The sequence below is a fragment of the Pluralibacter sp. genome, from assembly GCF_019237635.1.
Taxonomy (GTDB): Bacteria; Pseudomonadota; Gammaproteobacteria; order Enterobacterales; family Enterobacteriaceae; genus Enterobacter_B.
The window spans coordinates 16,605-39,969 of sequence record NZ_JAFAGS010000106.1 but is presented as its reverse complement, the minus strand read 5'-3'; the positions used below and the strand labels follow the sequence as shown (position 1 = coordinate 39,969).

Below are 23,365 nucleotides of genomic sequence, written 5' to 3'. Positions count from 1 at the left end.
TTGTTGTGGTACGACCAGTTAGGCCGTATTTTTCAGCGTAGACAATGGAGAGAAAATCGCCAGTCAGAATGTGCTACTTTTTTGTGATTCGCTACACTTTACCGGCAAACAGCTTGCCATCACGCACCAGTTCGCGCGGATAGCTGTTTTTCAGCCGTGACCCCACTTTTTTGGCAAGCCCCAGCGGATGCCCCTGAAACGTCACGACCACTTCATTCGCAGACGGCGGCGTTTGCGGCCAGACGTCGCGACCCCGATACCACTCCTCGGCTTCCTGCTGGGTAAGCTCGACGTACGGGCTGCGCTCGTCCGTCAGTGCAATCACCGCCTCATGCTGCCAGCGATAACCCTTGTTGAAGGCTTCCGCCAGACGAAGGCCGATACGCGAAAAGCGAACCTGGCCTATCAGCGGTTCGATACCCGCCGGGAACAGCCAAATTTCCTTATCGCGCTGCCACAGATGCAGCGCGTCATGCCAGTGCAGACCCACCGCGCTGGCAGCGCGAGTCACGGCGTCCGCATCCCGACCTTTCATCGGCGTGAAGGGGAACTTGCCGACTTTATAGCCCGGCGCCGGCAGGGGTTCAACACTCGCTGTTTTACGCAGACGGGCGACGAAAAAGCCCTCGCAGTCATAAATTTGTGGGAATACGTGAAGAAATCCCTCCCCGGTGAGCGCTTTTCCTGCGTCCGGGAAGAGGGTATCCAGCGGCAGGATCTCCAGCGACTGCGGGAAACGCGCCATCAGCCATGCCAGCACGTCTTCATTTTCTTCACGGTTCAGGGTACAGGTGGAGTAAACCAGCGTGCCGCCAGGGCGCAGGGCGTGGAACGCGCTGTCGATAAGCTCGCGCTGGGTAGCGGCAATCTCCAGGTTGCTCTCTGGCGACCAGTTTTTCAGCGCATCGGGGTCTTTGCGCACGACGCCTTCGCCGGAACAGGGGGCGTCCAGGAGGATGGCGTCAAAAGACTCGGGCAGGGCGGCACCGAAAACGCGGCCATCGAAATGGGTCAGCGCGACATTACTGATACCGCAGCGGCTGATGTTGGCATGCAGTACTTTGACCCGACTGGCGGAGTATTCGTTGGCGAGGATTGCCCCCCGATTCCCCATCCGCGCAGCGATTTGCGTCGTTTTGGAGCCTGGCGCCGCCGCGACATCCATGACGCGCTGCGGCTGATTGCCCTCGGCAAAAAGCGCTGCCACCGGCAGCATTGAACTGGCTTCCTGAATATAAAACAGGCCGCTCAGATGCTCTGCGGTGCTGCCAAGCGGCACTGCCTCTTCGTCGTCACGCTCAATCCAGAAGCCTTCCTCACACCAGGGCACTGGCGTCAGTTGCCAGCCATAGGACGCAACCCGCTCAAGAAAATCAGCCACGGTGATTTTCAGCGTATTGACGCGGATGCTGCGACGCAGCGGGCGCTGGCAGGCGGCGATAAAGTCATCGAAGGCGAGATGGGCAGGCATTGCTGCGCGCATCGCGGCGAGAAAGGCGTCGGGAAGATAGGCCACGGGGTATACCAAAAAGAAAAAACGGGAGCGCAGTGTACCATAAATCGGTGTTCCGGCGATGGGCTGCCGGAACACCGTCAGGGGTTAACGCGGCAGGGCGGTGCCCCAGTCGCGCCACTCTTTGGGCTCTGTCTCCTGCAACAGGAAGTGCTTGCCTTCCTGCGCTTTCGGCGCCAGCGGGATCCCCGGCGGGGTCGCAAACGCAATGCCGCCGCGAATGAACTGGTTGAAGGTGCCGGTCTTCACGACGCCGCCCACCAGACCGAAGTTGAGGCTGTACCCGGAGGCGAGCCAGAACACGGAGTTGTTGCGCACCAGGTGCTGGTAGCGTTTGCTGATGCGCAGCGCCACCATCACCCTGTCGGAAAGCGAACCCAGCTGCATCCCGGTGACGGTACCCACCTCAATGCCGCGGAACAGCACCGGCGTGCCGATATTCAGAGAGCCCGCCTCCGGGACCTCGACCACAATGCTCAGGCCGTCCAGATAGCGCGAGTCGGTGATGGTCGCTTCCTGCAGCTCAAAATCGCGCCGTGGGTTACCCCCGCGTCCGGGCTCAACGTTGATATACGGCTGGAGGAGGGTATCCAGATGTTCAACCCCGGCAGCGGAAATCTGCGGCGTGATCACCGAGAAGCGCGTACCGTTGCGGGCGAAGTTGTCGACATATTCCGGATAAAGGACGGCTGTGACCTGCACTTCGTTACTCTCGGTGACCAGATTCAGCGACTGAATCTGCCCGATGTCGATACCGAGATAGCGGATCGGCATACCCGGCGAGAGCTTACCGGCGTCGAAGGCGTGGAGCATAATCTGCCCCCCCACCGCGCGGGCCGCGGTCTCCGACGGATAGAGGATCTGCTTGCCGCCTTTACGCGCATTCGCGCTGGCGCCGCTCAGGTTATCGAAACTGATAGCGCCTTTGAGCGCGCGGGAAAGCGGGGCAGCCTGAACCGTCAGACCGTTGCCGTTGAGCTGTACCTTCGCGCCGCCCTCCGCCCAGAACACGCTGTTTGATGTCAGCAGATTACGGTACTCCGGCTTGATATGCAGGCTGATATCGAAGGCGTTCGCTTTCGGGCGTACGGTAATCACTTCACCCACTTCGAATTTACGGTACAGCACCACGGAGCCTGCCTGGACGTCCGGTAGTGTGTCGGCGGTCAGGGTTAGCGTGGTGGTCGGCAGGTCGCTGATGCTGTTTTCCTGTGCTTTTTCCAGGTTGGCGTACAGCGGATAGCTGCTCTTCATTGCCCCGTTGGTTCCGGGCAGAATACGGATCCCGCCGTTGATCCACTCGCTGGCGCTGGCGCCGAGGAACTGAACGCCGTCCAGCCCCACCTTGACGTCCATCCGGCTGTTAACCACGAACTTACTGTCGCCGTGCATCAGGTTACGGTATTGCGGGTCGATGGCGACAGCAAACGAGATCCCCTGGTTTGACAGCGTACGCTCCAGCACCTGTCCGACCTTGATGCCGTGCAGGATAAGCGGCTGTCCGGCGTCGATGCCGTAGCTTTCCGGCGCGGTGAGGGTCAGGGTTTCAACGCCGGGCTCCTGCAGCAGCGTTTTATCGGCCGGGAGAACCACGAAGCGGTCGCGCGGCTCGCCCTCGCCGGGCACCAGCTCAAAGGTACTGCCGGTCAGCAGCGCGCTGAGGTTGGTGTTTTCCAGCGACAGTTTTGGGTTACGCAGTTCAATGCGGGTGTTTGCCCGCAGCAGGTTCACTACGCTTGGGTCGACGGTCATTTCGCCGCTCACTGCGCCGCCCGGGTTAAGCGTCAGTTTGGTGAGCTGGCCGACTTCCAGCCCCTGGTACATCAACGGGGTCGAACCCGCTTTGAGACCGGCCCCATCCGGAAGATCGAGTTTCACCAGCACGCCGCGCTGGCTGTGCGCGAGGTCTTCATACAAGCCAAATTCGTCGTTTTGTTGGGCGGGTTCTGAGTTCTCCGGCGAATCAAAGGCAATGGCGCCGTTGACCAGCGCGGCCAGGCTCTCCAGCTGCACTTTGGCGCCGCTGAGGCCGACATCGGCTTTGATCCCCGACACGTTCCAGAAGCGGCTGCCCTTTTTGACCAGACTGGTGAAACGTCGGTCAATCAGGATATCCACCGTCACGCCCTGCTTATTGTCGTTGATGGTGTAGTCATAGACCTTACCAACCGGAATTTTACGAAAGTAGACTAGCGAGCCGCTGTTAAGCGAGCCGAGGTCCGGGGCATGCAAATGAATCATCAGCTCGCCGTTGTTCAGCCGGTAGCGGGGCTGGGTATCCAGCGCTGTAAAATGGCTTTGCGGGCTGCCTTTCCCCGGCATCATGCCGATGTAGTTCCCGCCGACCAGCGCATCAAGACCGGAAACCCCGGCCAGGGATGCTTTTGGCGTCACGAGCCAGAACTGGGTGTCGGTACGCAGGGCATCTTTTAGATCGCCTTTAATGCTGGCCTTGACCTCAATTTTGTTCAGATCTTTACTCAGGGTGATATCTTCGACGGTACCGACCTCAACCCCCTGATAGCGCACAGGCGTACGCCCCGGCACAATGCCGTCGGCGGAGACAAAGTCGATGGTGATCGTCGTGCCGCGATCGTCATAGCTGTTCCAGATAAGCCACCCGGCTATCATGAATGCGATCACCGGCAAGAGCCAGAAAGGCGAGATACGGCGTTTTGTTTTAATTCTCGCTTCAGTCGGTGAAGCGGGCGTTTCCTGACTCATGTGCGTCCCAAAGTAAGCGGCTGTCCAGCCATTCAACAGCAAGAATAGTCAATATTACCGCCGAGCCGAAATAAAACGCAGCGGGTCCCATTGTAAAAGCAAGTAGCTGGTCGCGGTTTATCAGCGACATCGTCAGCGAAATCACAAACAGATCGAGCATCGACCAGCGGCCAATCCAGGTCACGAAGCGTAACAGCAGGAGGCGGGTGCGTAGCCCCTGTTCGCACTTGAAATGGATGCTGACCAGCAGTGTGAACAGCACAATCACCTTGGTAAAGGGGACCAGGATGCTGGCGATAAACACCACCGCCGCAACGGCGACATTGCTGTGCGCAAGCGACATGATACCTGACATAATCGTATCCTCCTGCCGCGCGCCGTTAACGTAGATGATGGAGATAGGCAGCAGGTTCGCCGGGAACAATAATACCAGTGAAGCGATAAGCGCAGCCCAGCTTTTTTGCAGGCTGTATGGACGGCGATGACGAAGCGGCACATGGCAGCGGCGACAGCGTCCGCGCGCATCGGCAAACCCGGTGTGCTGGCAGCCAAGGCAGACCTGCAGACCGGGGTCGGGGCGGGTCGCGGGGCGCTGAGGATAAAAACGGTCCCAAAGCTGTTCTACGTTAAGGTGAATCAGCGTCAGAATGCTGAGCAGCACCAGCGCTACAAAAGCCACCAGGCCAATGCCGGGCTGCAAAAAAGCGTAGTCTTTCACTTTAATGGAGGCGACGCCGATACCGACCAGATAGATATCCAGCATGACCCACTCTTTGAGCTTTTCGAGCATCAGCAACACCGGGCGAAGATTCATCCCCAGAATATTTCCAAACCACAGGTAGGCAATCGACGTCACCAGCAGCAGCGGCGCGGCGACGGTACAGAACAGGACCATGGCGGCGGGAACAGGGTCGCCCTGTTCGGTCATTTGCCAGATGCCCTGCATCAGGTTCGCGTCTATCCGCACGCCGAGAAGGTGCAGGCGCAGCAGCGGTTCGCTCCAGGCAAACGGCATCAGCATGATCATCGTAATCGCCATCGCCGCAAGCCGCGTCAGCGACCAGTCGCGACCATCGCGGATTTTGGCGTTGCAGCAGGGGCAGTACGCGCTTTGATGCTTTTTTACCACCGGCAGGCTAAACATCATGTCGCACTGCGGGCAGCGATGGTAATTGGCGGGAAGTTGTAGGTTGCTGACTTTGTAGATAGTCAGCTTTTTCCCTAATGAATTTTGCGTCGCTCTCAGTGCCATTTATTAGATTCGCAAATGAATGTATAACGCTATCTTAACCTATGAATGGAATCATCTTGAGCCTAAGCGCATTTAATGCTTATTTTATTATGCTATGCGTCGCCTTTCGGCAATTGAAGTAAGACAAACCAAGTGACTATATAATGAGCAAAATAGAGTTTTACGCGGATCTGAACCGCGATTTTCAGGCATTAATGGCAGGTGAAACCAGTTTCTTAGCCACACTCTCTAATACCAGCGCGCTGCTTTTTGAGCGTCTGGCGTCGGTGAACTGGGCCGGTTTCTATCTTCTGGAGGGCGAAACCCTGGTACTGGGTCCGTTTCAGGGCAAAATTGCCTGCGTACGTATTCCGGTCGGCCGCGGCGTTTGCGGTAGCGCTGTTGCAGAAAACCGCGTTCAGCGCGTAGAGGATGTGCATGCGTTCGACGGCCATATCGCCTGTGACGCGGCGAGCAATTCTGAAATTGTTCTGCCGCTGACCGTTAACGGACACATTATCGGCGTACTGGATATCGACAGCCCGGCGCTTGCCCGCTTCTCCGCTGAGGATGAGCAGGGGCTGCGTGAGCTTGTCGGCCGCCTTGAGCAGGTGCTTGTGGCGACCGACTATCATAAATTCTTTCAGCCTGTGGCAGGATAATCAACGGATAACGTAGCATTTACCGATGACGTCATTATAATGACGCCTGTTCATGCCTGTGGTTTATTGGCTACGTCCGTTGTAATCAGGAAATTTCATGGAAAATCAACCTAAGTTGAATAGCAGCAAAGAAGTCATCGCTTTTCTGGCCGAACGTTTTCCTCACTGTTTCAGTGCAGAAGGCGAAGCTCGTCCCCTGAAAATTGGTATTTTTCAGGATCTGGTCGAGCGTGTTGAGGGTGAGATGAATCTCAGTAAAACCCAACTTCGTTCCGCTTTACGTCTCTATACCTCCAGCTGGCGCTACCTGTACGGTATCAAAGCTGGCGCTATCCGCGTTGATCTTGACGGCAACGCCTGCGGCGAGCTGGACGAGCAGCACGTGACGCATGCGCGTCAGCAACTGGAAGAAGCCAAAGCGCGCGTTCAGGCACAGCGTGCCGAACAGCAGGCGAAAAAACGTGAAGCCGCTGCTGCTGCAGGCGAGCAGGAAGATGCGCCGCGTCGTGAGCGCAAGCCGCGTCCTCCGGTACGCCGTAAAGAGGGTGGCGAGCGTAAGCCGCGTAACACGGCGAAGCCTGCCGCGAACGTGAACAAAGCGCCTCGCGCTGTGCGTGAAGAGCACCACACGCCTGTATCAGACCTGTCTGCGCTGACCGTGGGCCAGTCCCTGAAGGTCAAAGCGGGCAATAACGCAATGGATGCCACTGTACTGGAGATCACCAAAGATGGCGTTCGTGTACAGCTGACTTCTGGTATGTCAATGATTGTACGCGCAGAACATCTGGTGTTCTGAAACGGAGGCCGGGCCTGGCATGAACACATTTTTTAAGGTCACCGCGCTCGCTGGCATGCTGTTACTGGCAGGCCAGTCGTTTGCTGTGGACGATATCACCCGTATTGACCAGATTCCTGTTCTGAAGGAAGAGCCGCAGCATGCGACGGTCAGTGAGCGTGTTACGTCACGCTTCACCCGGTCGCATTACCGCCAGTTCGATCTGGATAATGCCTTTTCCGCGAAAATCTTCGATCGCTACCTGAATCTGCTGGACTACAGCCATAACGTGTTGTTGGCCAGCGACATTGCGAAATTTGAACCGCGTAAAACGCAGGTTGGCGACGAGCTGCGCAGCGGCAAGCTCGACGTATTTTACGATCTCTACAATCTGGCGCAAAAGCGCCGGTTTGAGCGCTATCAGTACGCGCTAAAGGTGCTTGCGCGCCCGATGGATTTCACCGGCAACGACACGTTCAACCTCGACCGCAGCAAAACGCCGTGGCCGAAGGACGAGGCGGAGCTGAACGCGCTGTGGGATGCGAAAGTCAAATTTGACGAACTCAGCCTCAAGCTCGCCGGGAAAAACGATCAGGAGATCCGCGATACCCTGACGCGTCGTTATAAATTTGCCATTCGCCGTCTGGCGCAAACCAACAGCGAAGACGTGTTCTCGTTGGCGATGACGGCGTTTGCTCACGAAATCGATCCGCACACCAACTACCTGTCTCCGCGTAACACGGAGCAATTCAATACCGAGATGAGCCTGTCTCTGGAAGGGATTGGCGCGGTGCTGCAGATGGATGACGACTACACGGTCATCAACTCTATGGTGGCGGGCGGTCCTGCGGCGAAGAGCAAAGCGATTAGCGTTGGCGACCGTATTGTCGGCGTCGGTCAGACCGGCAAAGGCATGGTTGACGTTATCGGCTGGCGTCTTGATGACGTTGTGGCGCTGATTAAAGGGCCGAAAGGCAGTAAAGTCCGCCTGGAAATTTTGCCAGCGGGCAAAGGGGCGAAAACGCGAGTCGTGACCTTAACGCGCGAACGCATTCGTCTTGAAGATCGCGCCGTGAAGATGTCGGTGAAAACCGTCGGTAAAGAAAAAGTCGGCGTGCTGGATATTCCGGGCTTCTACGTTGGCTTAACGGACGATGTCAAAGCGCAGCTGCAGAAGCTGGAAAAACAGAATGTCAGCAGCATTATCATTGACCTGCGCAGCAACGGCGGCGGCGCGCTGACCGAGGCGGTATCGCTTTCCGGTCTGTTCATTCCGTCCGGTCCGGTCGTGCAGGTGCGTGATAACAACGGTAAGGTGCGTGAAGACAGCGACAGCGATGGTATGGTCTATTACAAAGGCCCGTTAGTGGTCATGGTCGACCGCTTCAGCGCCTCGGCGTCGGAGATTTTTGCCGCCGCGATGCAGGATTACGGCCGTGCGCTGATCGTCGGCGAGCCGACGTTTGGTAAAGGCACCGTCCAGCAGTATCGCTCTTTGAACCGTATCTACGACCAGATGCTGCGTCCGGAGTGGCCGGCGCTGGGCTCTGTGCAGTATACGATTCAGAAGTTCTACCGTATTAACGGCGGTAGTACGCAGCGTAAAGGCGTCACCCCGGACATCATGATGCCGACCGGTAGCGAAGAGACCGAAACCGGCGAGAAGTTCGAAGATAACGCGCTGCCATGGGACAGCATTAATGCGGCGACCTACGTGAAGTCAGGCGATATGGCGCCGTTCGGTCCTGAACTGCTGAAACTTCACGATGAGCGTATTGCGAAAGATCCTGAGTTCCAGTACATCATGAAGGATATTGCGCGCTTTAATGCCATGAAGGATCGCCGTAACATCGTTTCTCTTAATTACGCCCAGCGTGAAAAAGAAAATGAAGAAGATGATGCGACCCGCCTTGCGCGTATTAACGATCGCTATAAGCGTGAAGGTAAGCCGCCGCTGAAGAAGCTGGACGATCTGCCCAAGGATTACCAGGAACCGGACCCGTACCTGGATGAAACGGTCCATATCGCGCTCGACCTGGCGCATATGGAGAAAGAGTCTCCGGCCGTGACCCCGGCACCAACGAAGTAACCTCCTCGACAGGCACAAGAAATTGTGCCTGTTTTCTTATCTCTCGTTGTTCTGCGTCAACGAGATGCGACAGAATGTAAAGTTGTGTTTTTCTCGTGACTTAGCGCCCTCCGATAGTTGAAAATTCTCATAAGACCCATACGATGTGGGTAATCGCATAGTGCGTTTTGTTAGAACGAGGTTAAAAGTAAATTATGATGCGAATCGCGCTCTTCCTGATAACCAACCTGGCCGTCATGGTTGTGTTTGGGCTGGTGCTAAGCCTGACAGGAATTCAGTCGAGCAGCATGACAGGGCTCCTTATCATGGCGCTGCTGTTTGGTTTTGGCGGCTCGATTGTGTCGTTGATGATGTCTAAATGGATGGCGCTGAAGTCGGTCGGCGGCGAAGTGATTGAACAGCCGCGCAACGAGACTGAGCATTGGCTCATGAATACCGTTGCACAGCAGTCCCGCCAGGCGGGGATCGCAATGCCGCAGGTGGCGATTTATCACGCGCCGGATATCAACGCGTTTGCGACCGGCGCGCGTCGCGACGCCTCGCTGGTCGCGGTCAGTACCGGCCTGTTGCAGAACATGAGCCGTGATGAAGCCGAAGCCGTCATTGCGCACGAAATCAGCCATATCGCAAACGGCGACATGGTGACCATGACCCTGATCCAGGGCGTGGTGAACACCTTCGTTATCTTCATCTCCCGCGTGATCGCGCAGGTGGCGGCAGGTTTCCTTGGCGGCAACCGCGACGAGGGCGAAGAGAGCAACGGCAACCCGCTTATCTATTTCGCCGTCGCAACGGTGCTGGAACTGGTATTTGGTATTCTGGCGAGCATCATCACCATGTGGTTCTCACGCTACCGTGAGTTCCATGCTGATGCCGGTTCCGCCAAACTGGTCGGGCGGGAAAAAATGATTGCCGCCCTGCAGCGTCTTAAAACCAGCTATGAGCCGCAGGAAGCCAGCAGCATGATGGCGTTCTGCATTAACGGAAAGTCGAAATCGCTCAGCGAGCTGTTTATGACTCACCCGCCGCTGGATAAGCGTATCGAAGCGCTGCGCAGCGGCGAGTATCTCAAGTAACGTGTTCACAGCAGCCAACAGGCGCCTCTTCGCAGGCGCCTTTTTTACGCCTGGCCGCGGGGCTGGGTGATTCGCAACCCGCTGATGATAGCCGCAATGACCGCCAGAGAACCCGCCAGCAGCAGCGAGGTGTGGGTTCCCTGATTTCCCAGCAGGTTAAACATCAGTGCGACCAGCGCCGCTCCGGTGCTCTGGCCGAGCAGGCGGGCGGTGCCCAGCATGCCGCTGGCGCCGCCGCTACGGTGGCGGGGGGCAGAGGAGACAATCGTATGGTTGTTCGGTGACTGGAAGAGGCCAAACCCGGCGCCGCACAGCACCATGCGCCAGATGATGTCGATATCGTTCGGCGCCGAAGGCAGTAGCGCCAGTGCGAACAGCCCGCAGGCCATAATCGCCAGCCCCAGTGCGCCCAGCAGTCCCGCATGCACTTTTTCGATCAGGTAGCCTGCCAGCGGCGCCATCACCATGGTCGCCAGCGGCCACGGCGTCAGCAGCAGCCCGGTTTCGACTTCGCTGCGGCCCATCATGGTTTGCAAAAAGAAAGGCAGGGAGACTAACGCCAGCATCTGCGCGCAAAACGAGCAGATAGAGGTGCAGATAGAGAGCGAGAACAGCGGAATTCGCAGCAGGTCAACGGGCAGCAGCGGTACTGGCAGGCGGAGCTGGCGGCGGACGAAGAAGACGCCAACGACCAGCATAACCGCCACTTCCGTCAGCACCAGTTGTACCGATTGCCCTTGTGCGAATCCGCCGAGCGCGGTAATCAGCAGCCCGAAGGTGAGCGCGTTCATGACGGCGCTGGGGAGGTCAAAGCGCGGGGCCTGACTACGGGCGCCGTTGGGCGGCAAATAGCGTATGGCCAGCAGCAATGAAATGATGCCGAGCGGGACGTTTATCAGGAACAGCCACTGCCAGGAGGCCACTGACAGAATCGCCGCGGCAATGGTTGGGCCTGCGGCGGAAGAGACTGCGACAATAAAGGAGTTAATCCCCATTCCGCGGCCGAGGAAACGCTGGGGATAGATAAGTCGGATCAGCGCCGTGTTGACGCTCATCAGCGCTGCTCCGCCGAGACCCTGCGCCACGCGCGCGAGCGTGAGCATTTCCAGAGTGTGGGAAAGCGCGCAGATAAGCGAAGTGCAGGTAAATACCACCAGACCGCACTTATAGACACGGCGATAGCCGAACATATCGCCAAGATAGGACAGTGACAGCAAGGAGATAACAATCGCTATCTGATAAGCGTTCACAATCCAGATTGAAGCAGCGGGGGAGGCATTGAGATCGCTGGCGATAGTCGGGAGGGCGACGTTGGCGATAGCGCCGTCCAGCACGGCCATGGAGATCCCAAGAACGATGGTCAGGATGGCGCCATAACGCTGCGGCAAAGGCAAACCATCAGAAGCGGTTTTTTCCATGTTGAAAATAGGTCTTTAGTGAAATCATTATACAGATAATGATTTTAGCATTGATTATCAGGCAGTATGTCGCAGATTTGTAACGAAGTTATCGAAGAACGATTGCGATGGCGGTTCGGTGAAATTATAATAAAAACTAGTTCTATTTTTTATAAAACAGTGGCAATGAGGTGATAAATGGCAGTCGCGGATTTGGATAAGCAGCCAGATTCAGTCTCTTCAGTATTGAAGGTTTTTGGCATCCTCCAGGCGCTTGGAGAAGAGCGTGAGATCGGTATTACCGAACTTTCGCAGCGCGTTATGATGTCAAAAAGCACGGTCTATCGCTTTTTGCAGACCATGAAGTCCTTAGGATATGTGGCGCAGGAAGGGGAGTCCGAAAAGTATTCGCTGACGCTGAAACTGTTTGAACTCGGCGCCCGTGCGCTGCAAAACGTGGATCTGGTTCGCAGCGCAGATATCCAAATGCGTGAACTGTCTCGTCTGACGAAAGAGACCATCCACCTTGGCGCGCTGGATGAAGACAGCATCGTTTACATCCATAAAATCGATTCTATGTACAACCTGCGCATGTACTCCCGCATCGGGCGCCGTAACCCGCTGTACAGCACTGCGATCGGTAAGGTCCTGCTGGCCTGGCGTGATGCCGATGAGGTTCAGCAGATTCTGGAGGGCGTTGAATACAAGCGCAGCACCAGCCGTACGATAACCTCGACGGAAGCGCTGATACCGGTACTGGCGCAGGTGCGCGAGCAGGGTTATGGCGAGGATAACGAAGAGCAGGAAGAGGGATTACGCTGCATCGGCGTGCCGGTATTTGACCGCTTTGGTGTGGTTATCGCGGGCCTGAGTATCTCTTTCCCGACGCTGCGTTTCTCTGAAGATCGTCTGCAGGAGTATGTCAGCATGCTGCATACGGCGGCACGTAAAATTTCGGAGCAGATGGGTTACAACGACTATCCTTTCTAAGTAACGCCGTTGCTGTGTAAAACGCCGCAATTGCGGCGTTTTTTTATCCTTTATCGACGACGATGTCGCTTTTACGCAGCACAGGGCAGTTAGTCATGCCGATGATTCCGCTGCTGGAATGTACATATTGTGCGGTACTGGTGCCGCGAGCGGTCAGGTATTTACACTGTAACCCCAGCCCGCCGACATTTTCACTGCTGCCGATGAGCACCCCGTAACCGCTGAGCAGCAGGGCTATCCACGCAATGGCCAGCACAAGAATGGAACGTATCAGTAAGCGCATTGTTGCCTCATTATTATTTCTTCCTGACGATAATCCTGGCAGGTTCACGCTCTGATACAAGTCGATGATTCCTAAAATGATCAGAACCCATTACAGTTAGCCGCGGTTTAAGATTAGCATGCTAACCTGTTCGCAGGTTGCAGTTACCCGGAGAGTGGAGTGAAAAAATTACGCTGGATCATTTTGGTCGTTATTCTGTTGATTGCCTGCCTGCTGTTGTGGACGCAGACAATCAACGTATTATGCGATCAAGATGTGCAGTTTTTCAGCGGGATTTGCACCATCAACAAGTTCATTCCCTGGTAGGTCATTTTTCTCACAGGTGATTTTCTTCCTCAGCCTGAGTGGTAGAATGATGGCTTCTTTTTGAGGTGGTGAGATGATGGAAGTAATCAGTTCCGGAGTAATGGGCTTGGCCCCGCTGGTCATGTCTCTTCTGGTTGTTGTCGTAGGGTTGATTTTGTGGTTTTTTGTTCATCGCGCAAGCGCTCGCAGCAATGAGCAAATCGAGCTACTGGAAGCCTTGTTAGATCAGCAGAAGCGTCAGACTGCGCTGTTGCGCCGTCTTTGCGAAGCTAACGAACCGGAAAAGGAAGAACCGGCAAAGCAGGAAGAGTCTGCGCAGGAAGATGAGGACGACGGTTTTATTCGCCTTGTCGCTGAACGCTGAAGCCCTGAACATTCCCGGTATCAATCCGCTACCGGGAAATCCTCCCCAAAGATTCATATACCCGCCTGTCATAAATTATTGCGATATTGTATTAATCGACGCGACGTACATTATTTTGTGAATCCTTGCTGACTTTGTTTAACCCTGACGGCGGTTTCGCTTCAGCGAAACGTTTTTATTGTGCTATTTCGTCGCTGTCATCAAATTTTCATTATTGCGATGCATTATCTATAATATTTACCAATGGAAGCGGCGCGGGAATTTTTTAACATAGTCTCTTTTTTGTGCGACATAATTATGCAAAAATTTTCCTGACTTTAGAAAAATTCACGTTTCCGTGCTTGTGATCTGGACGGCGCAAAGTTGTCGAGCTATGGTTGAAAAGTCGCAGAAAACCGAGAGTTTGGCGGATGTTATGGGCAGGCATAGCGATCCGCTAAGCGTTGTCGGGCACGCATAACTGTGCAGGCGATCAACGCTTAGTGCTCTAATTTGTGCGACCGATCCAGACACGTTTAAAAATGGCTTGCCATAATTTACGTTGTGTGTGATAACACGTTTTGGGTTAAACGAGGTACAGTTCTGTCTATGTGTGGCATTTTCAGTAAAGAAGTCCTGAGTAAACACGTTGTCGTTGAATACCGCTTCTCTGCCGAACCTTATATTAGTGCCTCATGCAGTAATGTCTCAGTTTTATCTATGTAAGTGCCCACGGGCGAAGAAAACATTTTAAGGAATTTTGCAAATGGCAAAGATTAAAGGTCAAGTTAAGTGGTTCAACGAGTCCAAAGGTTTTGGGTTCATTACTCCGGCTGATGGCAGCAAAGACGTGTTCGTACACTTCTCTGCAATCCAGGGTAACGGCTTCAAAACTCTGGCTGAAGGCCAGAACGTTGAGTTCGAAATTCAGGACGGCCAGAAAGGCCCGGCAGCTGTTAACGTAACTGCTATCTGATTACGAATCCACTGATCTCAATTGAAATCAGCCATAAAGCCTCGCGTCATGCGGGGCTTTTTATTTTCATATTGCAAATTGTATCTGCATCTCTCGTTCTGTCGCGCTTTGTTGCAAAATCCTGTGGTTATTAGCACTGTTTATCGGTCATCTGCCGTGTGTTTCGCGTTAAATCATGGCGTTGCAACTAAGAATCAGGAGCCGGAGTGCAAAACCATCGCTTTACCATCCCCCCTTTTCGTTTTGGACTGCTGTGCGTGGGGATCCTCTGTTGTTTAGGACTCTTGCTGGCGCGTATCGGCTGGCTGCAAATCATTTCGCCGGACAACCTCGTTAAACAAGAAGACTTGCGCTCACTGCGCGAAGAGGCTGTCGACGTACCTCGCGGGATGATAACCGACAGGGAAGGGCGGCCGCTGGCGGTGAGCGTGCCGGTGAGCGCTATCTGGGCGGACCCGCAGACGGTGCTGGAAAAAGGCGGCGTTGGCTATAACGCGCGCTGGCAGGCGCTTGCCAATGCGCTGCATCTGTCGCTTGCTGAGCTGTCCTCCCGTATTTTGCAGCACCCGCATTCACGCTTTTTGTATCTGGCGCGTCAGGTTGACCCGCAGCAGGCGGACTGGATTGATAAGTTGCATTTGCCAGGGATTAACCTGCGCGACGAGTCGCGCAGGTTCTATCCGGCAGGACACGTGGCGGCAAACCTGCTCGGGTTTACCAATATCGATGACCAGGGTATTGAGGGGGTGGAGAAGAGCTTCAACGCGCAGTTGCAGGGCAAACCGGGACTGCGTCGGGTGCGAGAAGATAAACACGGCAAAGTTATCGAAAACCTGACGGAAGTCACACCGGTACCGGCGCACAATTTGCAGCTCAGCATTGACGAGCGTCTGCAGACCGTGACCGAAGATGCGCTGGATAACGCGGTGCGCTGGAACAAAGCGGAGTCTGGTACGGCGGTGCTTATCAAAATTGATACCGGCGAAATCCTGTCGATGGCGAGCTTCCCGGACTTTAACCCCAATAACCGCGACAGCGCGACGCTGGATGATTTCCGCAACCGCGCCATCAGCGACACCTTTGAACCGGGTTCGACGGTGAAACCGCTGGTGCTGATGACGGCGCTACGTCAGGGCATTGTACAGCCGGACAGCGTGGTGGACACCCATCCCTATATGCTGGACGGTCACCGTATCCGCGACGTGGGTTACTACCCTGAGCTTAGCCTTACTGGCATTTTGCAGAAATCGAGCGATACTGGCGTGTCGCGCTTGTCGCTGGCGATGCCGATTCAGCGGCTGCTCGATACCTACAGCGCCTTCGGCTTTGGTCAGCCCACCGGGTTGGGGCTGACCGGTGAAAGTCAGGGATTGTTACCCCAGCGCCGTTTCTGGAGCCAGCTTGACCGGGCAACCTTCGCTTTCGGCTATGGGTTGATGGTGACGCCGCTACAGCTGGCCCACGTGTACGCGACCATCGGCGGTTTTGGCATGGAGCGGCCGCTGTCGATTACCCGTATCGACCCGCCGGTTATCGGGCATCAGGTGATGCCGGAAGAGATTGTGCATCAGGTAGAACACATGATGGAGAGCGTGGCGCTACCGGGGGGCGGTGGGATCAAGGCGGCGGTTCGCGACTACCGGGTGGCGGTGAAAACCGGCACGGCTAAGAAAATTGGTCCTGACGGTAAATACGTGGATAAGTATATCGCCTACACGGCAGGCGTGGCGCCAGCCAGTCGTCCACAGTTTGCGCTGGCGGTGGTAATAAACGATCCGCAAAATGGCGACTACTACGGCGGCGCCGTTTCGGCGCCAGTGTTCAGCCAGATCATGGGCGATGTTCTGCGCCTGGAAAACGTTATGCCGGACGGTATGGCGCCAGGGTCGGAGAATCTTATCGTGATGCACCACAGCGATAATCAGGCGCCGACGCTGTAATACTTCATCCCGGGGGCGTATAGCGGTACACTTGCGCCCTTTCCCTGATACCGGAGTTCCCATGTCCTGGAGTTGCCCGCTTTGTCATGCGCCGCTGACCCGCCAGCAAAACAGCTACGTCTGCCCACAACGCCACCAGTTTGATCGGGCGAAAGAGGGGTACGTTAATCTGTTGCCGGTGCAGCATAAACGCTCGCGCGACCCGGGCGATAGCGCAGAAATGATGCAGGCGCGTCGGGCGTTTCTTGATGCCGGGCACTATCAGCCGCTGCGGGACGCCATCAGCACGCTGCTGCAAAGCGCGTCGCCTGCGCAGATCCTCGATATCGGCTGTGGGGAGGGGTATTACACCCATGCGTTCGCCGCGCTGGCGCAGCGGACGTGGGGGCTGGACGTGTCAAAATCTGCCGTACGCGCTGGCGCTAAACGCTATCCGCAGGTTGAATTTTGCGTCGCGTCGAGCCAGCGACTGCCGTTTGTCGATGCGTGTATGGATGCCGTGGTGCGTATCTACGCCCCCTGCAACCCTCAGGAGCTGACCCGAGTGGTAAAAGCAGGCGGTGTGGTGATCACCGCGACGCCAGGGCCGCGGCATCTGATGGAGCTTAAAGGGCTGATTTACGATGAGGTGCGCCTGCACGCGCCGAACGCTGAGCAGTTGCCCGGTTTTTCGCTGGTTCAGGAAGTCACGCTTGCCTACCCGATGACGCTGAGCGGCGCTGAGGCGGTCGCATTGCTGCAGATGACGCCGTTCGCCTGGCGGGCAAAACCGCCGGTGTGGGAGCAGCTTGCGCAGAAAGAACGCTTTGACTGCCAGACCGATTTTGTTATTCAGGTCTGGCGTCGGGAAGATTAACCGGCGAAGTGGCTCCAGAGGATCTGGCTGCCGATGCCGATAAGTACGATACCGCCGAGAATTTCGGCCCGTTTGCCGAGCAGCGGGCCGATATAGCGACCGACCATAATACCGAGGGTGGACATCACGAAGGTAGCTCCGCCGATCGCCAGCGCGGTCAGCAGGATGTTCGCCTGCAGGAAGGCCAGACCCACGCCGACGGCCATTGCATCAAGGCTGGTGGCGATGGCGGTGGTCACCAGCAGCCAGAAGCCGTGACGATGCAGCGTCTCCTCCTCATCAGCGCCGCGAAACCCTTCGATGATCATTCGTCCGCCGAGAAACACCAGCAGGACAAATGCTATCCAGTGGTTCCACTCCAGCACGAACTGGCTGGCAAGCATCCCCAGGCCCCAGCCGATAAGCGGGGTCAGCGTTTCAATCGTGCCGAAGATAAGACCAGTACGCAGCGCTTCAGAAAATTTGGGTTTATGCAGGGTGGCGCCTTTACCGATGGAGGCCGCAAAGGCGTCCATCGACATACCGAAGGCAAGTAGGATAGTGGCTGAGAGATTCATCGCGAGTCCTGACCGGGGAAAATCCATATGACACATCGCCGCCCCCAGTAAACAGCAGCTGATGTATCAATGGTCTCGCCTGAGCACCTCATGCAATGCAAAAGAGGGTCCGTATACACCACGTTTTTTTTAACGAGTATGTTGACGTATACATTTCCCGGGAAAGGAAATCGGCTACTCCCCAACGACGGGCGCAACCATAACATAATTTAAGAAACTAAAACAACAATGGTGCGTTAATATTTTTGCGACTAGTTGATAACGCTTTTCATTTGAGTGGATTGGTAATGAAAACGTTAAAAATAACCGAGTGATTCTGGCTGGAGATATAGCCAGAGCTATAATTTAGGCTGCGTAAAATAAACGCATATATAGCTTTGGCTATATTTTAACTCATTGAGTTTTAATGAGAAGTTGATAGATCTTTTCGAGGTCGTCAATGTTTTTAACGCGGATAAGCAGGCGCCGTTGCTCTAATTGCATCACCAGCACGCCGTCCTCTGATAAATTCATCTCTTTAATGCGGTTATATTCTATCCACACATTATTAAAGAAGAATCCGCGTGATTTAAAGATAATGTGGGGAACGCGTATCCAGAACAGATATAACCCCATCAGGGCCAGAGCACTTAATAACCATGTGGTCGTTAATTCACCATGGCTGTTGATGTTGTTATAAATCAGGATGGCAACCAGACCGACGAAGATCAGACCGTCAGCGCGCCCACGGCGGAGCAGGGGGATCGAGAGCAGGACGGAGCCGTTACGGCGCGGCATGATGAATTGGTCATAAACGGCATAGGCCATCAGAGCGATGATAAACAGCACCAGCACCAAATCCGTGATTGTCATTAAGCCTCCGAAATAAAAAAACCGGGGGCAAGCCCCCGGTGTATAGCCGTGTTATTACAGACCCAGCACGCCGATAGCGTAACCTACGATACCGATGACGAAGAAGCCAACGATGATCCACAGTGGGTTCACTTTCTTACGCAGCAGCCACATACAGGCGAAGGTCAGCAGCAGAGGCACCAGACCTGGCATCAACTGGTCAAGAATGGTCTGCACCGTGGTCACGTGAACCTGGCCGTCAGAGCCGGTGATTTTTGAAACCACCAGCGGGATATTCACGTGCGTCCACTTGTTAACCAATGCCCCCATGACAAACAGGCCGAGGATTGACGCCCCCTCAGTCAGTTTCTGCAGGAAGCCGCCGCCCATATCTTTAACGATGTCCACACCTTTACGGTAGCCATAGGCGATGCCGTAGTAGAGGGTCGCCAGACGAACGATGTTGAACAGGAAGAAGAACAACAACGGACCCAGCAGGCTGCCGCTCATCGCGATGCCTGCGCCCAGCGCAGCGAATACCGGACGAACGGTGCCCCAGAAGATCGGGTCTCCGACGCCTGCCAGCGGCCCCATCAAACCGACTTTAATACCGTTGATGGCGCCGTCGTCGATCTCTGCACCGTTCGCACGTTGTTCTTCCATCGCCAGCGTAACGCCGAGTACCGGCGCTGCGACATACGGGTGGGTGTTAAAGAACTCAAGGTGGCGTTTAATCGCCTGTTTGCGTTCATCGTTGTTTTCCGGATACAGGCGTTTGATGGCCGGTACCATGGAGAAACAGAAACCGAGCGCCTGCATACGTTCGAAGTTCCATGACCCCTGGAACAGGTTAGAACGGAGGAACACGCCACGAATATCACCCGGGGTGAGTTTTTTCTCGGTGGTAGTTTTAGTCATATCAACCATTTCGCTCACCTGTTAGTCCAGTTCGTTATCGAGGGAGTTATCACCAGCTGCCTGCGCTGGCGCACCAGCAGAACGGTTGTATTTCGGGCTCAGCTGGATGTAGAGGATTGCCATGACCGCGCCAATGACGCCCAGAGCAACCAGGTTGAAGTTGGTGAATGCCGCGGTGACGAAGCCGAGGTAGAAGAACGGCATCAGGTAGCCCGCGCGCATCATGTTGATAACCATCGCGTAACCAACGACCACGATCATGCCGCCCGCGATGTTCAGACCGCTGGTGACAACTTCAGGAATCGCGTTCAGCATGCCCTGAACTTCGCTGGTGCCGACGGAAACCGCAACGATAACTGCCGGAATCGCGATACGCATTGCCTGCAGGAACAGGGAAGAGACGTGGATCCAGGAGAGCGCCGTCAGGTTCCCGGTATCGGCCGCTTTGTCCGCTGCGTGCTGGAATGCCACGGTGATAGTACGAACGATGATGGTCAATACCTGGCCTGCTGCCGCCAGCGGGATAGCCAGCGCGATACCGGCGCCGATGCTTTGGTGACCCGCGATAACCAGAACAGTCGAAATGATGGAAGCCAGCGCCGCATCAGGGGCAACCGCCGCACCGATGTTCATCCAGCCCAGCGCGATCATCTCAAGGGTACCACCGATGATAATACCGGTTTTCATATCGCCCAGGACCAGACCGATCAGGGTACAGGCCACCAACGGACGGTGGAACTGAAATTCATCAAGTACGGATTCCATACCCGCAATACACGCGACGATGAACACCAGCACAATCTGAAGAGTGGTAATCTCCATTGTACTTCTCCTATAACATAAGCCTTAAGTGTGAAAATTGGTTAAGAGCCAGCGCTGGCGTTATTTGTTCACCTTGCTGATCAACTCCATCATTTTCAGTCTCGGATCGTTGGAAACCTTACGGACTTCCAGTTCGATACCGCGATCGTTGAGTTTCTTAAATGCTTCAATATCTTTTTCATCGACAGAAACGGCGTTATTCACCTGGGTTTTCCCCTGACGGAACGCCATACCGCCGATATTGACGGAGGTGATCTTCACGCCGCCCTCGACGATACGCTCAACGTCGGTTGGGTTGGTAAATAGCAGCATGACGCGATCGCCCGCGTATTTCGGGTTGTTGTAGACGCGGATCATTTTCTCGACATCAACCACATGCGCGGTGACGCCCGGAGGAGCAACCTGCGTCAGCAGCGTTTTACGAACGGTATCCGCCGCGACTTCGTCACTGACCACAATAATGCGGGAAACGTTGGTCTCTTTGGTCCAGCGGGTGGCGACTTGTCCGTGAATCAGACGGTCATCGATACGTGCGAGGCCGATAACCATGTAATCATTTGGACCCATCGGTTTTGCTGGCGCGGCGGCTTTCGGCGCAGCAACAACGGGGGCCACTTTTTCTGCCGGCTTCGCTTTCAGCGCTTTCACGCCGTCGCGACCGGTTTCAACCGCAATCGCCACCAGTTCGTCAAAGGCTGGGTTATCGTCACGCGCCATCAGCGTTTCAACCAGCATTGGGATGTTTACGCCAGCAATGACTTCATGCTGTTCTTTATCGACAACAATACGGCTTGCCGCGTTGAACGGGCTTCCCCCCCATGTATCGACGAGAAACAGCACGCCTTTGCTGGTATCAAGTTTTGCCAACTGGGCGTTGTATTTCTCAATAATCGTTTCAGCATTTTCGCCTGGTACGAAATCGATCCAGCCGACGTTTTCCTGCTCACCTAACAACATCTCTGCTGTTTTAAGCAGTTGTTCTGCAGCCCAACCATGTGTGCCTATTACAATAGCAATCGTCACTTGCTACCTCCTTTATTATCGAGATGCATCATTATCACTGATGCATATGAACCGTTGGCTGTAACCGAATCGATTCAGATAAGGGTTAGAGAATGAAAACTAATGACTTCCGCGAATTATTTTAGATAGTGAAAAAATATTTAATGTGATGAAGATCCGTAATTTAGTTATAGACGAACAACTATTTTGAAGCGCGAAAAAACGCTCTTTTTGCAAATGCAGGTAAATTTTTGCGCTCAACCACCATTATTTGTTATGTTGAGCGCCTGTTTAATAACACAGGAGTACAGGGTTTAACCCACCATATGGACCGTCACCGACGTCAATTCACCCACAGGCAGTATAGTGCCTGTCATACCGGCTCGCCGCGCCACGCTGATTTTTCTTACATGATTGTTATGCCTGAGAATGTCACCAGGATGACAACCCATGCTTATCTCAGGAGCCAGACATGGAATTCTTAATGGATCCGTCAGTCTGGGCTGGCCTGCTGACGCTGGTTGTCCTTGAGATCGTATTGGGTATCGATAACCTGGTGTTTATCGCTATTCTTGCGGATAAACTTCCGCCAAAACAGCGTGATAAAGCACGTCTGCTGGGGTTGTCACTGGCGCTTGTCATGCGTCTTGGCCTGCTGTCGGTTATCTCGTGGTTGGTTACGCTGACCAGTCCGCTGTTCACCTTGTGGGATTACGCCTTCTCCGGGCGTGATTTGATCATGCTGCTGGGCGGCTTGTTTCTGCTGTTTAAGGCAACGACGGAACTGCACGAGCGGCTCGAAAACCGCCAGCATGATTCCGGGCACGGCAAAGGCTACGCAAGCTTCTGGGTCGTGGTACTGCAGATAGTGGTGCTGGATGCGGTGTTCTCCCTGGATGCGGTCATCACGGCGGTGGGGATGGTGAACCATCTTCCGGTGATGATGACGGCGGTGGTGATCGCCATGGCGGTCATGCTGCTGGCGTCTAAGCCGTTGACGCGATTCGTCAACCAGCATCCGACGGTGGTGGTGCTCTGTCTGAGCTTCCTGCTGATGATTGGCCTGAGCCTCATCGCAGAAGGTTTCGGTTTCCATATTCCGAAAGGTTACCTGTACGCGGCGATTGGTTTCTCCATCATCATTGAGCTGTTTAACCAGATTGCACGGCGTAACTTTATTCGTCACCAGTCCGCGCAGCCGCTGCGCGCGCGTACCGCTGACGCAATTCTGCGCCTGATGGGCGGACGTAACCAGGTCACGGTTCAGCACGATGGCGGAAACGTCAAGGCGATACCGGTCCCGGAAGGCGCGTTTGCTGACGAGGAGCGCTATATGATCAACGGCGTATTGACCCTGGCATCCCGTTCGCTGCGCACCATCATGACGCCGCGCGGCGAAATTAGCTGGGTTGACGCCTCCCTGAACGTGGATGAAATCCGCGAGCAGTTGCTTTCTTCACCGCACAGCCTGTTCCCGGTGTGCCGTGGGGAACTGGACGAAATTATCGGTATCGTACGGGCGAAAGAGATGCTGGTGGCGCTTGAGGCGGGAGAAGATGTTGCGGCTATTGCGGCGGGCTCCCCGGCAATCATCGTCCCAGAAACCCTGGATCCGATTAACCTGCTGGGCGTGCTGCGCCGCGCTCGCGGCAGCTTCGTCATTGTCACCAACGAATTTGGCGTAGTGCAGGGGCTGGTAACGCCGCTGGACGTGCTTGAAGCGATTGCTGGCGAGTTCCCGGATGCTGATGAAACGCCGGAAATCGTGATGGATGGCGAAGGCTGGTTAGTGAAGGGGACGACCGACCTGCACGCCCTGCAGCAGGCGCTGGGCATTGATGACCTGGTGAACGATGATGAAGATATTGCCACCGTCGCAGGGCTTGTGATTGCCGTTAACGGGCAGATCCCGCGTGCGGGCGATATCTTTACCGTCGGAACGCTGCAGATAACCGTGGTGGAAGCGAATAACTATCGCGTCGATATGGTGCGTATCGTGAAAGAACGGCCAAAAGACGAGGAAGAGGAATAACGTTTCTGGTATGGAACATCGCGTGGCGCATTTAAGCTACGC

The 23,365-nt window shown here is 55.2% G+C and carries 21 protein-coding genes, 1 pseudogene and 1 riboswitch; of the genes and pseudogenes, 12 read left to right on the top strand and 10 right to left on the bottom strand.

The window, feature by feature from the left end; genetic code table 11:
- Positions 1–91: 91 nt before the first annotated feature.
- The 3 genes from rsmF to yebS all read right to left on the bottom strand — a co-directional run bounded on the left by rsmF (position 92) and on the right by yebS (position 5,489).
- The gene (gene rsmF, locus JO226_RS12385) at positions 92–1,516 is read right to left on the bottom strand and encodes a 16S rRNA (cytosine(1407)-C(5))-methyltransferase RsmF (protein WP_293592491.1); all 1,425 of its coding nucleotides are present in this window, start codon (positions 1,514–1,516) and stop codon (positions 92–94) included.
- 84 nt (positions 1,517–1,600) lie between these two features.
- Positions 1,601–4,237, bottom strand: a complete 2,637-nt coding sequence (locus tag JO226_RS12380) for a PqiB family protein (protein WP_293592489.1) — start codon at positions 4,235–4,237, stop codon at positions 1,601–1,603.
- Positions 4,206–5,489, bottom strand: a complete 1,284-nt coding sequence (gene yebS / locus JO226_RS12375; protein WP_293592487.1) for a membrane integrity lipid transport subunit YebS — start codon at positions 5,487–5,489, stop codon at positions 4,206–4,208. The genes JO226_RS12380 and yebS overlap by 32 nt, the downstream gene beginning before the upstream one ends.
- 143 nt (positions 5,490–5,632) lie before the next feature.
- On the opposite strand from yebS, the gene JO226_RS12370 reads away from it, so the two are divergent.
- The 4 genes from JO226_RS12370 (at position 5,633) to htpX (ending at position 10,070) form a co-directional block, all read left to right on the top strand.
- On the top strand, positions 5,633–6,130 hold the full coding sequence (locus JO226_RS12370; protein WP_293592485.1) for a GAF domain-containing protein: 498 nt from the start codon (positions 5,633–5,635) through the stop codon (positions 6,128–6,130).
- Positions 6,131–6,227: 97 nt separating this feature from the next.
- The gene (proQ, locus tag JO226_RS12365) at positions 6,228–6,926 is read left to right on the top strand and encodes an RNA chaperone ProQ (protein WP_293592483.1); all 699 of its coding nucleotides are present in this window, start codon (positions 6,228–6,230) and stop codon (positions 6,924–6,926) included.
- A 19-nt stretch (positions 6,927–6,945) separates the two neighbouring features.
- Positions 6,946–8,994 carry a carboxy terminal-processing peptidase gene (gene prc / locus JO226_RS12360; RefSeq protein WP_293592481.1) on the top strand — a complete coding sequence of 683 codons (2,049 nt, stop codon included), beginning with the start codon at positions 6,946–6,948 and terminating at the stop codon, positions 8,992–8,994.
- Positions 8,995–9,188: 194 nt separating this feature from the next.
- Entirely contained in the window at positions 9,189–10,070 is an 882-nt protein-coding gene (gene htpX / locus JO226_RS12355) for a protease HtpX (protein WP_293592479.1), read from the top strand.
- 44 nt (positions 10,071–10,114) lie between these two features.
- Here the strand turns inward: htpX and JO226_RS12350 are convergent, their stop codons facing one another.
- Positions 10,115–11,488 carry an MFS transporter gene (locus tag JO226_RS12350; protein WP_293592477.1) on the bottom strand — a complete coding sequence of 458 codons (1,374 nt, stop codon included), beginning with the start codon at positions 11,486–11,488 and terminating at the stop codon, positions 10,115–10,117.
- A 177-nt stretch (positions 11,489–11,665) separates the two neighbouring features.
- Here JO226_RS12350 and kdgR point away from each other — a divergent pair, with 177 nt between their 5' ends.
- Positions 11,666–12,457, top strand: coding sequence for a DNA-binding transcriptional regulator KdgR (gene kdgR / locus JO226_RS12345; protein ID WP_293592476.1), 792 nt, complete (start codon positions 11,666–11,668; stop codon positions 12,455–12,457).
- Positions 12,458–12,500: 43 nt separating this feature from the next.
- Here the strand turns inward: kdgR and JO226_RS12340 are convergent, their stop codons facing one another.
- Entirely contained in the window at positions 12,501–12,740 is a 240-nt protein-coding gene (locus JO226_RS12340) for a YobH family protein (RefSeq protein WP_293592474.1), read from the bottom strand.
- Between the two features lie 159 nt (positions 12,741–12,899).
- Between JO226_RS12340 and mgrB the strand changes: the two genes are divergently transcribed.
- The 6 genes and pseudogenes from mgrB (at position 12,900) to rlmA (ending at position 17,161) form a co-directional block, all read left to right on the top strand.
- Positions 12,900–13,046, top strand: a complete 147-nt coding sequence (gene mgrB / locus JO226_RS12335; protein WP_293592472.1) for a PhoP/PhoQ regulator MgrB — start codon at positions 12,900–12,902, stop codon at positions 13,044–13,046.
- Positions 13,047–13,119: 73 nt separating this feature from the next.
- Positions 13,120–13,410 (top strand): YebO family protein, encoded by a 291-nt coding sequence (locus JO226_RS12330; protein ID WP_293592470.1) that lies wholly within the window; start codon positions 13,120–13,122, stop codon positions 13,408–13,410.
- Positions 13,411–13,998: 588 nt separating this feature from the next.
- Positions 13,999–14,143: pseudogene (locus JO226_RS12325) on the top strand (DUF2627 domain-containing protein).
- 12 nt (positions 14,144–14,155) lie between these two features.
- Positions 14,156–14,365 (top strand): transcription antiterminator/RNA stability regulator CspE, encoded by a 210-nt coding sequence (cspE, locus tag JO226_RS12320; protein ID WP_001062678.1) that lies wholly within the window; start codon positions 14,156–14,158, stop codon positions 14,363–14,365.
- A 206-nt stretch (positions 14,366–14,571) separates the two neighbouring features.
- Positions 14,572–16,305: a peptidoglycan glycosyltransferase FtsI gene (gene ftsI, locus JO226_RS12315; RefSeq protein ID WP_293586028.1), complete on the top strand. Its 1,734-nt coding sequence runs from the start codon at positions 14,572–14,574 to the stop codon at positions 16,303–16,305.
- Between the two features lie 61 nt (positions 16,306–16,366).
- Positions 16,367–17,161 (top strand): 23S rRNA (guanine(745)-N(1))-methyltransferase, encoded by a 795-nt coding sequence (rlmA, locus tag JO226_RS12310; RefSeq protein WP_293586027.1) that lies wholly within the window; start codon positions 16,367–16,369, stop codon positions 17,159–17,161.
- On the opposite strand, the gene mntP is transcribed toward rlmA, so the two are convergent.
- The 5 genes from mntP to manX all read right to left on the bottom strand — a co-directional run bounded on the left by mntP (position 17,158) and on the right by manX (position 21,312).
- Positions 17,158–17,718, bottom strand: coding sequence for a manganese efflux pump MntP (gene mntP / locus JO226_RS12305; protein WP_293586026.1), 561 nt, complete (start codon positions 17,716–17,718; stop codon positions 17,158–17,160). The two genes, rlmA and mntP, sit on opposite strands and share 4 nt — an antisense overlap.
- Positions 17,719–17,721: 3 nt before the next feature.
- A riboswitch (yybP-ykoY riboswitch) is annotated at positions 17,722–17,913 on the bottom strand.
- Between the two features lie 198 nt (positions 17,914–18,111).
- The gene (locus tag JO226_RS12300; protein WP_293586025.1) at positions 18,112–18,570 is read right to left on the bottom strand and encodes a DUF986 family protein; all 459 of its coding nucleotides are present in this window, start codon (positions 18,568–18,570) and stop codon (positions 18,112–18,114) included.
- 54 nt (positions 18,571–18,624) lie between these two features.
- Positions 18,625–19,476, bottom strand: coding sequence for a PTS mannose transporter subunit IID (locus JO226_RS12295; RefSeq protein WP_293586024.1), 852 nt, complete (start codon positions 19,474–19,476; stop codon positions 18,625–18,627).
- A 12-nt stretch (positions 19,477–19,488) separates the two neighbouring features.
- On the bottom strand, positions 19,489–20,289 hold the full coding sequence (locus JO226_RS12290) for a PTS mannose/fructose/sorbose transporter subunit IIC (RefSeq protein ID WP_013365971.1): 801 nt from the start codon (positions 20,287–20,289) through the stop codon (positions 19,489–19,491).
- 60 nt (positions 20,290–20,349) lie between these two features.
- Positions 20,350–21,312 (bottom strand): PTS mannose transporter subunit IIAB, encoded by a 963-nt coding sequence (gene manX / locus JO226_RS12285; protein WP_293586023.1) that lies wholly within the window; start codon positions 21,310–21,312, stop codon positions 20,350–20,352.
- 451 nt (positions 21,313–21,763) lie between these two features.
- Here manX and yoaE point away from each other — a divergent pair, with 451 nt between their 5' ends.
- The gene (gene yoaE / locus JO226_RS12280; protein WP_293586022.1) at positions 21,764–23,323 is read left to right on the top strand and encodes a CNNM family cation transport protein YoaE; all 1,560 of its coding nucleotides are present in this window, start codon (positions 21,764–21,766) and stop codon (positions 23,321–23,323) included.
- The last annotated feature ends 42 nt before the right edge of the window (positions 23,324–23,365 follow it).